Source organism: Lactobacillus sp. ESL0259 (assembly GCF_003693045.1).
GTDB classification, from domain to species: Bacteria; Bacillota; Bacilli; order Lactobacillales; family Lactobacillaceae; genus Lactobacillus; species Lactobacillus melliventris.
This window is the reverse complement of sequence record NZ_REHP01000004.1, coordinates 81,671-90,026: the sequence shown is the minus strand read 5'-3', so window position 1 is coordinate 90,026 and position 8,356 is coordinate 81,671. Positions and strand designations below refer to the sequence as shown.

The following is an 8,356-nucleotide window of genomic DNA, read 5'->3' as shown; positions in this document are numbered from 1 at the left end:
TCGTTCCAAGATTCGCATCTCGGATTTATTTGCTTGCGAAATTGACTTCGCTCTTTTGTTTTGGGTTCTTTAAACCCGCACATTTTTGCGAAAACATTGTTCAGTTTTCAAGGTACTACCTGCTGCTTTAAAGCAGCTTTTTTATTTTGCCAGATTCAAGCGCTTTTGTCAAGCACTTTTTTCTGACTTATTTTGCCGTCTTACCGGACAGCGTTTATTATCTTACTAAAACAATTGACTTTTGTCAACTGCTTTTGCTTGATTTTTTTACGCTGTCTTCGTGCTCGCGCCTTGCGGCTCATTGCCCGACGACAGTTATTAATACTAGCAAGTATTTTTCTTTTTTGCAAGTCTTTTTTGCAAATTATTCAAGTGACTATCTTCTTTATTCATGATAAAGTTGTCATATCAACGTTTAGAGGGGAGTTTTCAAAATAAAAAAATTTGATTTAGCAATTATAGGAGCGGGTCCCGTAGGGTTATTCTGTGCCAATTTTGCTCATCTTCATGGTCTAAATACAATAATTTTTGATTCACTAGCTGAGGTTGGCGGGCAACCAAAACTACTTTATCCTTTTAAAGAAATTTTGGATATACCAGCTTACAGTTCTATTTTAGCTCATGAATTAATTACCAAATTACAAAATGATGCCAGACAACATACAACATTTGTTTTAAATCATCCAGTTAGAGCCATTGAGCAAAGCAACAATGAATTTGTTATCGATGACGACTATTCTGTTAGAAGCGTCATTATTGCCACTGGGACTGGGTTTTTCAGTCCTAAAAAATTTCCACTAAAAACGAATGAGGAAATTGAAAAAAGGATTCACTATTATGTTAAAGATCCCCAGGATTTTGCTCATCAAAAAGTAGGTGTCTTCGGTGGTGGCGATTCAGCTCTTGACTGGGCAATTGAATTAGCAAATCAGCCGGCTGCCAAAATCAAACTAGTTCATAGAAGAAATGAATTTCGCGGTCTCGAATCAAGTGTCACCAAACTAAAAAGTTTAAAAAATGTTGAAATAAAGACCCCTTATCTTCCTAAATCAATTGAAATTAGAGATAATCAACTTAATATTAGCTTGAAAAAAATTGGAAGTAACGCTATTACTGACGAGCAATTTGATCAAATAATCGTGGGCTACGGCTTTCGAGCTAATAATCAGTTTGTAAAAAAATGGGGTGTTAATTTAGTTAATAACCAAATAGAAGTTTCTCGTTCTATGGAAACCAATATACCTGGTATTTATGCAATAGGCGATGTCACTACTTATTCTGGCCGAGTCCCACTTATTGGACTGGGCTTTGGAGAAGCACAAATTGCAATTACTACAATTATGCGTAAGCTTTTCCCTGAAAAGACCTTAACAATACATTCAACAAGCATTTAGGAGATGTTTATGACAGTAATCAATTTTATCTTGCATATCGATCACCATCTGATTGAAATAGTCAATCAGTTTGGCAATTGGACGTATTTGATTATCTTTGCCATTATTTTTATCGAAACTGGATTAGTTATATTTCCCTTTTTACCAGGTGATTCATTAATTTTTGCTGCCAGTTCTTTAGCAGTTAATCCTGCATACAAGTTAAATATCTGGTGGATTTATTTTGCAGTGCTGTTGGCAGCAATACTAGGCGATGCCTGTAATTATGAAATAGGTGCCTGGTCGGTTAGACAAGGCTCTAAACATACCTGGTTTAATAGCTTAATCAATCAAAAAAATCGGACGGCAGCTGAAAACTTTTTTGAGCGGCATGGACCAATTACTATTGTTATTGGCAGATTTATCCCTTTCATCAGAACTTTTGTCCCGTTCATTTCGGGTGGAAGTAACATGCATTATGGCAAGTTTGCCTTATATAACGTAGTTGGCGGAATATTTTGGAGTGGTTTGTTCACAATACTTGGTGCCTTCTTTGGCAACATCCCTTTTGTCAAAAATCATTTCTCAATGTTAATACTTGCAATAATTATAATCTCGGTTCTGCCGCTTCTTATAGTATCGTTAAAAAAGCGGATTAAAAACAAAAAGGAGATCCATTAAGGACTCCTTTTTATTTTTGTAATAATTTATCTGCAAAATACAATTCATAGACGATACCGGCAATCGCAAAACAAGAAGCAAAAAAGCCTTCTGTGAGCACATTAATAATCGGATCTGTAGCGGGATCAAATAGCCAAGTATTGCTGCCAGCAAAAAACAAATGATGAAATGTAATAAAAAAGTTATCAAAATTTGCCAAAGCAAACGGTAAAACGGCAATCGGCAATAGTAAAAATAATAACGCCCAAACCTTATTTAAGCGCAAAAATTTTTGATTTTGTCTTTTACACCAAAAATATATGATTAAACAGCACAAGTAGGCAACGATCGCCAAAACAAATAATTTTTTGACATCAGCAAAATGCCTGGCAGCCATTGCAGACGTATGAAAATCACGCATGTGCAGCTTACGCTTAAATGGCCAAATGAGGTACCACAACAACTGATTATAACTATTCATCACTTGTTCAATCGATAAATTGACTGTTTTATTTGTTTTTTGCACTAATACAAATACAAATAACAGTGGCCAACTTGCAACAAGAGCTGTCACCACACTAGTAGAAATAGCAAAAATAAAATGATAAATAATAGTTAATATATTATTTCTTTTGCTCATAATTTAACCTGATCCAAACTGTCAACTAAAATTGTCGGCTGCCTTTTGCCTTCAATGTCAGCCAATTTTGTAATACCCGTCGTTACCAGCAATTGGTCAACATGACTGTTAAAACCCGCCTTGATATCAGTATCGTAGTTATCACCTACTAAAAGTGCATCTTCTTTAGAAAACTGTAGTTTAGCTAACAGCATATCAATAATCACGGAAGAAGGCTTGCCGATAAAAAATGGTTTATGGCCACTTGAAGCCGCAATCATCGCACACTGAGAACCATTACCGGGCAATAAACCTTTTTCACTAGGCAAATTTAAATCTGCGTTAGTCCCAATAAAAGTAGCACCATTCCTAATTGCAGTAGCAGCCACTTGAATTTTATGATATGTCAAGTCCGTATCCATCCCCACAATCACGTATTCGGGATTAAAATCAGTGACTTCAAAAGCAGAATTTTGCAAAAATTCACGCCATAAACCAATTTGACCTATTATATAAATATCGATTTTACTTTGCCGCTTCTTTTCACGGTTTAAAATATAACTTACCGTTGCCATGCAAGGAGTATAAATGTGCGCAACATCGGTTTTAATGCCATGCGTTTTAAGCTTATCCACCACCATTTGTGGCGTACGAGTAGTATTATTAGTCAAAAAAATATAGCTTTTATGTGCCTGTTCAAGGCGCTTAACAAAACGAACACCTGCAGCAATAGTTTCCTTGCCCCGATAAATGGTGCCATCAAGATCAATTAAAAATAAACGGTAATCTTTCACTTATTTGCTGCCCTTCCTTTTTTTGATTACAAAAGAATGGTTATTCGCACGCTCTTTTTTTATTGCCAATGTTTCGGGCTTCTTTATCTTAGGTTGGCGAACATGGTAACTCTTAAACGATTTGTAAAGCTTCTTTCTGTGTATATTTTGTCCCCGATTTTTAAACGAATTTAGTCGCCTTTTTCTTTTATTATTATGATAATGATGTACTGGACTTAACAACTGCAAGATAAAATACGGACTGCCGGGATTACAATATTCAAGCAAATAGTCCGCAATTGTTTGTTTTTTACGATCGATTGCAGCCTGAGCATTATCCTGGTAGAAACCTTTCAAACGCAGATGATCACTAGACAAGTCTCCTACAATAAAATCATATTGATCAAGATATGGGTCGTATTTTTGCCGCAAAAGTTCAAGATCCAGAGCATCATCCTTATTAACTATTACCTGGTACAATTGTTTGTTAATTTTTAACTGCTCATTATCCAAAGCCACTGCTGCCAAGGGATGGCGCAGAGGCTGCTCCTGGTCAAATTTATTTTCTTGTAGTTGATTACTGTTTATTTTTTTCACTATTATTTTCACTTCCAGTTATAGGGTATTTTTGTGCCAAATAGTCTCCAATCACCTCACGCAAGAATTGTGGAAACAAAAAGTCATTGTCGCCCACGATTGCCAGAGTTGGAAAAAACGGCACCAAAACATAATGATCCAAAACAGCAATTTGATATTCCTGGTATGGATCAACTTCTTTGCCGTTGACGAAGACTACTCTACTCATAGGGTCAAATTTAATACCCTTATAATGCATTTGACCAAATATTTTCCCCCGAAAACTCATTCCCTGCAAAGGGAATTGATCTAAAAAATGCCGGTTTTTTTCAATTTCCATAATTAGGCGCCATAGATCACTGCCTCTTAAAGTAGAACGCACTACATGCATTGAATGCGGTAAAGACTTTTGCAAATCATATTTAGTGATAATGCCTTTTTTAAAAGGGGTTAAGAAAAGACCCGAGCTGAGCATTGCCAAATCGGTTCCTGCAAAATGAGCAATTGCATTCATTGAAACTTGGATTGCAGCTTCACGGTCACCATCATATTTTTCGGGCAAATCAGCAACAAGTTCTCGACTCAAAATTTCTTTGCCCTTTTGCCTGTATCCTAAAATAGTGTCTTCATCAGCTGAATGAGACTTCATCAAACTGGTTGGTTCAACGTGCGGCGTAATCTTGCGTACATGGTGATTGTCATCAATTTCCATATACGTATTGCCTACATAGTTGCCCCATTTGCCGGTTTGAGTAATCCAAACCCCCTTAACTTCTTTACCATGGGGAAGCAAGTCGTGGCTATGGCCTCCCACAATCAAATCAATTTCTGGATAATTTTTGGCTAAAAAGGTATCCATATCTAAGCCAATATGAGTTATTAAAATTAACACGTCATAGTGGCCTTTTATTTGTGGCAAAACCGTATCCATTGTTTCTTTCAGCATTTTGACGTGCCAGTGATTAGGTTCATAAGAAAGTGGGTATGAGGCAGTCAGACCGATGAGACCGATGCGTGTTCCCTTTTTTGTAGTTAAGATTTTATCCTGAACTGCCCAGTGAGGCAGAGATTCATCTTCTTCACGCAAATTGGCTAAAATAACGGGAAAATCGGCATGATCAAATAGTCTTTCTACTACAGCGTGGGAATTGGAAATACCTTCATTGTTACCAATAGTAATTGCGTCGTAATGAAAAGAATTCATTAATTGAATATTAGCCTGGCCATAAGTTGCATCAGTCAAAGGATGTGAGCGGTCCATGAAGTCTCCAGCATCAAAAGTAAACACCTGGTCGACAGTTTGATCTTTTTGAGCTTCCCGCAAATACCGGCCAATTTTGGGAAAATGTTCGAAATGTGAGTGTAAGTCATTAGTATGTAAAATGCGAATTTTTTCCATTATCCTTGCTCTCTATCCAATTTGATTCGACTGTAAAACTATGTTATAGGCGTCTAGAACTTTTCCCTTAGGCTTTTGCCATTCTACCCAATCTGGATTTTTCCAATCATCTTCGTTTGTCAAAGTCTCAAGCTTATAGTTCTGATTGATATATTCTTCATATGTAACAAGGGCTTTAGTACGTGGAATATTTAATTGTAAAATACGAACACTCTTAATTTTTCCTCTGTCAGCTGCAAGTTCTGCTATACCATTCTGATCAATATTAGAAATTTCAAAATACTTGCTGCCGTCATTGCGCACAATTTCTTCAATTAAATCTAATTCTTCATATTGTTGCTTATTCATCAATATTCCCCGTATAAATTAAATCTGTGACATATAGCAAAAAATGTGCAACCATGCTATTGTAATTAACAACAGAGGTGTACACATGAAATATCAAAGCCAACTGTTTAAGGCGCTCATTTTTAGCATCATATTTATCATAACTAGTGGTTTCACTGTGGTCGGCCATCGCGGAGACCCCAGCAAATATCCTGAAGAAACTATTCAAAGTGACAACTCTGCCTTTAATTCAGGTGCAGACTACGTTGAACTTGACCTGCGCCTTTCTGCAGACGGTGAACTAGTTGTATCACATGATGATGACCTATTTCGAGTGACCCATACACATGCAATTGTATCACAAAATTATTGGCAGGCACTTAGACAATTGACCTATGACAATGGTGAACATGTGCTGAGCTTACCAGAGCTATTTGATTATTATCAAAAAAAGCCTAATACCAAATTTATTCTTGAAACTAAAATTGACCATGGACTTGATCCCTCTTATGAATTAGAAGATCAGATTGTGGCCACTGTCAAAAAATATCATATGGAAAAAAGAATAATGATTCATTCATTTTCTGCAGCCAGTTTGTTTCATTTTCGTAAAATTATGCCCGATGCCTACTTAATTCTAATCGTCGGCAGTCTTAAACGAATAAATTTTAGTAATTTGCCGCAAGTCAATGCTGTCAATGTTTCTTCTGACTTGATTTTAAATCATTCCTGGTTGATACATTGGCTACATCAGTTAAATAAACAGGTTTTTGTCTGGACAGAAATGGACGAATCGCCCGATCTATGGCAATGGTTGATTAATAAAAATGTCGATGGCGTGGTAACCAATTTTCCCAGCACCGGATTTAAGTACAAGCTGGCTAAGGAAGGCACCAAAAAGTATGCTATTCACCGCAAAGGCAGTTATTTTGGCAAAAAGAAAGCTAAGACAATGATGAACCCTTATGTACAGAAAATGCAAAATAAATATGTTTATCCGGGACAAAAATTTGAAGTAATGTATGGTGTCAGGGCGCATAATCAACTTTATTATCAGATTGCAAATCAAACATTTATCTCAGCTGAGTTTGTCAACATGGACTTAAGACCAGCAGATATTGCACCTTATCAAAGTAAACAAATAATCGCTAAACCGCAAAAAGATGTTCGAATTTATCGTTACCCTGATAATCAAGCCAAAACAAAAAAATTGCTACCGGCAAATACTCTTTTTAAAATCCAGAATTTTAATGGTAGTCCTAAGAGTTTATGGCTATTTACATCACAAGGTTGGATCAAAGCACGTGATATTCTTTTCTATGGTTTCTTTGACGACGCAAATTGGCAAAATTATCGCCGCTTGCCGCGAATGAGCCGTTATTCAAATATTGCTTTAACTCCTTATTTACAGCTGCAACCAGCCAAGACGTTAAACACCTGGCATAAGATAAAACAAACTCAAAAAATAACTACCAAAAAAGTGATGCATAATTAAATGCAACACTTTTTGTGTGAATAAATAATATTATTCATTTGTAGTACTTTGCTTTTTCAATATCTCATAAGAAAGCTCAATTTGCTTCTCTGGCACTTCTTCATTATTCATCAATTTAGTCAACATTCTCATTGCCACCGCTCCAATATCATAAAGCGGCTGACGAATGGCTGTTAACGCTGGGCGCACAACTGAAGCAATTTGAGTTGCGCTTGCTGTAATTATTTCTAAATCTTCCGGCACTTTTTTACCAGCATCAATAGCAGAATTCAAAATTCCCACTGCAGTGACATCACGACTGACAATCACACCATCAATACCGTCCTGCTCCAGTTGGGATAATAAATTATAGCCATCAGAATGGTCTTTAATCTTAGTATAGATATGACCTTCCCCTAAACCATGATCAGCCATAAATTTTTTGTAAGCCGGAATTCTATTTTCAGCGCTAACTACAGTATCTGGATTGCCTAAGACTAAGGCCAAATTTCTCCTGCCATCATTATACAGTAGGTTTAAAGCTTCTGTATCGGCCTTTTGATAATCAATGGCAACTGATGGAAATTCACTGTGACTATCTTTAGTACCAGCTAAAACTACTGGCGTATCAGTCCGTTTAAAGGCCTCAATTGCTTCTTCCGGCAAATTGTCTGACATGTAAATCACACCATCGACCTGCTTATTAAGCAATCCCTGAATTGCCTGATCTTCTCTCATTAAGCGGTTTTCAATACTGGTGATAATAATGTTGTACTTATATAAAAGCGCAATATCATCAATTCCTTTTGACAATTCCGCAAAATAAAGATTAGTTAAATCCGGCACGATTAAACCAACAGTGGTGGTTCTTTTAGATGCCAATCCTTGTGCTACCGCATTTGGCTGGTAATGCAACCGGTTGATTACCTTCATAACCCGTTCGCGAGTGTCTTTACGCACATTTGTATTGCCGTTAACAACTCGTGAGACAGTAGCCATTGAAACTTTAGCCTCACGAGCAACATCATAAATTGTAATATCCTGTTTTCGCATTTTGGTTCCCCCATCTTAAAATTACTAGAATAAAATTTATCATTCTTTCCCATAAATTGCAAACGTTTACAACTATTCTTTCATTTTTTCAGGTCTAGAACA

The 8,356-nt window shown here is 36.6% G+C and carries 9 protein-coding genes; 3 read left to right on the top strand and 6 right to left on the bottom strand.

Annotated features, from left to right (window positions below):
* Positions 1-434: 434 nt before the first annotated feature.
* Positions 435-1,394 carry an NAD(P)/FAD-dependent oxidoreductase gene (locus tag F5ESL0259_RS02130; RefSeq protein ID WP_122037324.1) on the top strand — a complete coding sequence of 320 codons (960 nt, stop codon included), beginning with the start codon at positions 435-437 and terminating at the stop codon, positions 1,392-1,394.
* A gap of 9 nt (positions 1,395-1,403) precedes the next feature.
* Entirely contained in the window at positions 1,404-2,054 is a 651-nt protein-coding gene (locus F5ESL0259_RS02125; RefSeq protein ID WP_046324467.1) for a VTT domain-containing protein, read from the top strand.
* A 10-nt stretch (positions 2,055-2,064) separates the two neighbouring features.
* On the opposite strand, the gene F5ESL0259_RS02120 is transcribed toward F5ESL0259_RS02125, so the two are convergent.
* From F5ESL0259_RS02120 to F5ESL0259_RS02100, 5 genes are read right to left on the bottom strand one after another with little or no spacing between them, the layout of a single operon-like run.
* Positions 2,065-2,673 carry a TIGR01906 family membrane protein gene (locus F5ESL0259_RS02120; protein WP_122037323.1) on the bottom strand — a complete coding sequence of 203 codons (609 nt, stop codon included), beginning with the start codon at positions 2,671-2,673 and terminating at the stop codon, positions 2,065-2,067.
* Entirely contained in the window at positions 2,670-3,446 is a 777-nt protein-coding gene (locus F5ESL0259_RS02115; protein ID WP_122037322.1) for a TIGR01457 family HAD-type hydrolase, read from the bottom strand. Before F5ESL0259_RS02115 ends, F5ESL0259_RS02120 begins: the two co-directional genes overlap by 4 nt.
* Positions 3,447-4,025 carry a YutD family protein gene (locus tag F5ESL0259_RS02110; protein WP_122037325.1) on the bottom strand — a complete coding sequence of 193 codons (579 nt, stop codon included), beginning with the start codon at positions 4,023-4,025 and terminating at the stop codon, positions 3,447-3,449. It lies immediately after the preceding gene.
* Entirely contained in the window at positions 4,003-5,400 is a 1,398-nt protein-coding gene (locus F5ESL0259_RS02105; protein ID WP_122037321.1) for a bifunctional UDP-sugar hydrolase/5'-nucleotidase, read from the bottom strand. Before F5ESL0259_RS02105 ends, F5ESL0259_RS02110 begins: the two co-directional genes overlap by 23 nt.
* Before the next feature lie 12 nt (positions 5,401-5,412).
* Complete coding sequence (locus tag F5ESL0259_RS02100) at positions 5,413-5,748, bottom strand: hypothetical protein (protein ID WP_122037320.1); 336 nt, start codon at positions 5,746-5,748, stop codon at positions 5,413-5,415.
* Between the two features lie 85 nt (positions 5,749-5,833).
* Between F5ESL0259_RS02100 and F5ESL0259_RS02095 the strand changes: the two genes are divergently transcribed.
* Positions 5,834-7,222 (top strand): glycerophosphodiester phosphodiesterase, encoded by a 1,389-nt coding sequence (locus tag F5ESL0259_RS02095; protein ID WP_122037319.1) that lies wholly within the window; start codon positions 5,834-5,836, stop codon positions 7,220-7,222.
* Between the two features lie 30 nt (positions 7,223-7,252).
* Here F5ESL0259_RS02095 and F5ESL0259_RS02090 read toward each other — a convergent pair whose 3' ends face one another.
* On the bottom strand, positions 7,253-8,254 hold the full coding sequence (locus F5ESL0259_RS02090; RefSeq protein WP_110445689.1) for a substrate-binding domain-containing protein: 1,002 nt from the start codon (positions 8,252-8,254) through the stop codon (positions 7,253-7,255).
* Positions 8,255-8,356 lie beyond the last annotated feature (102 nt).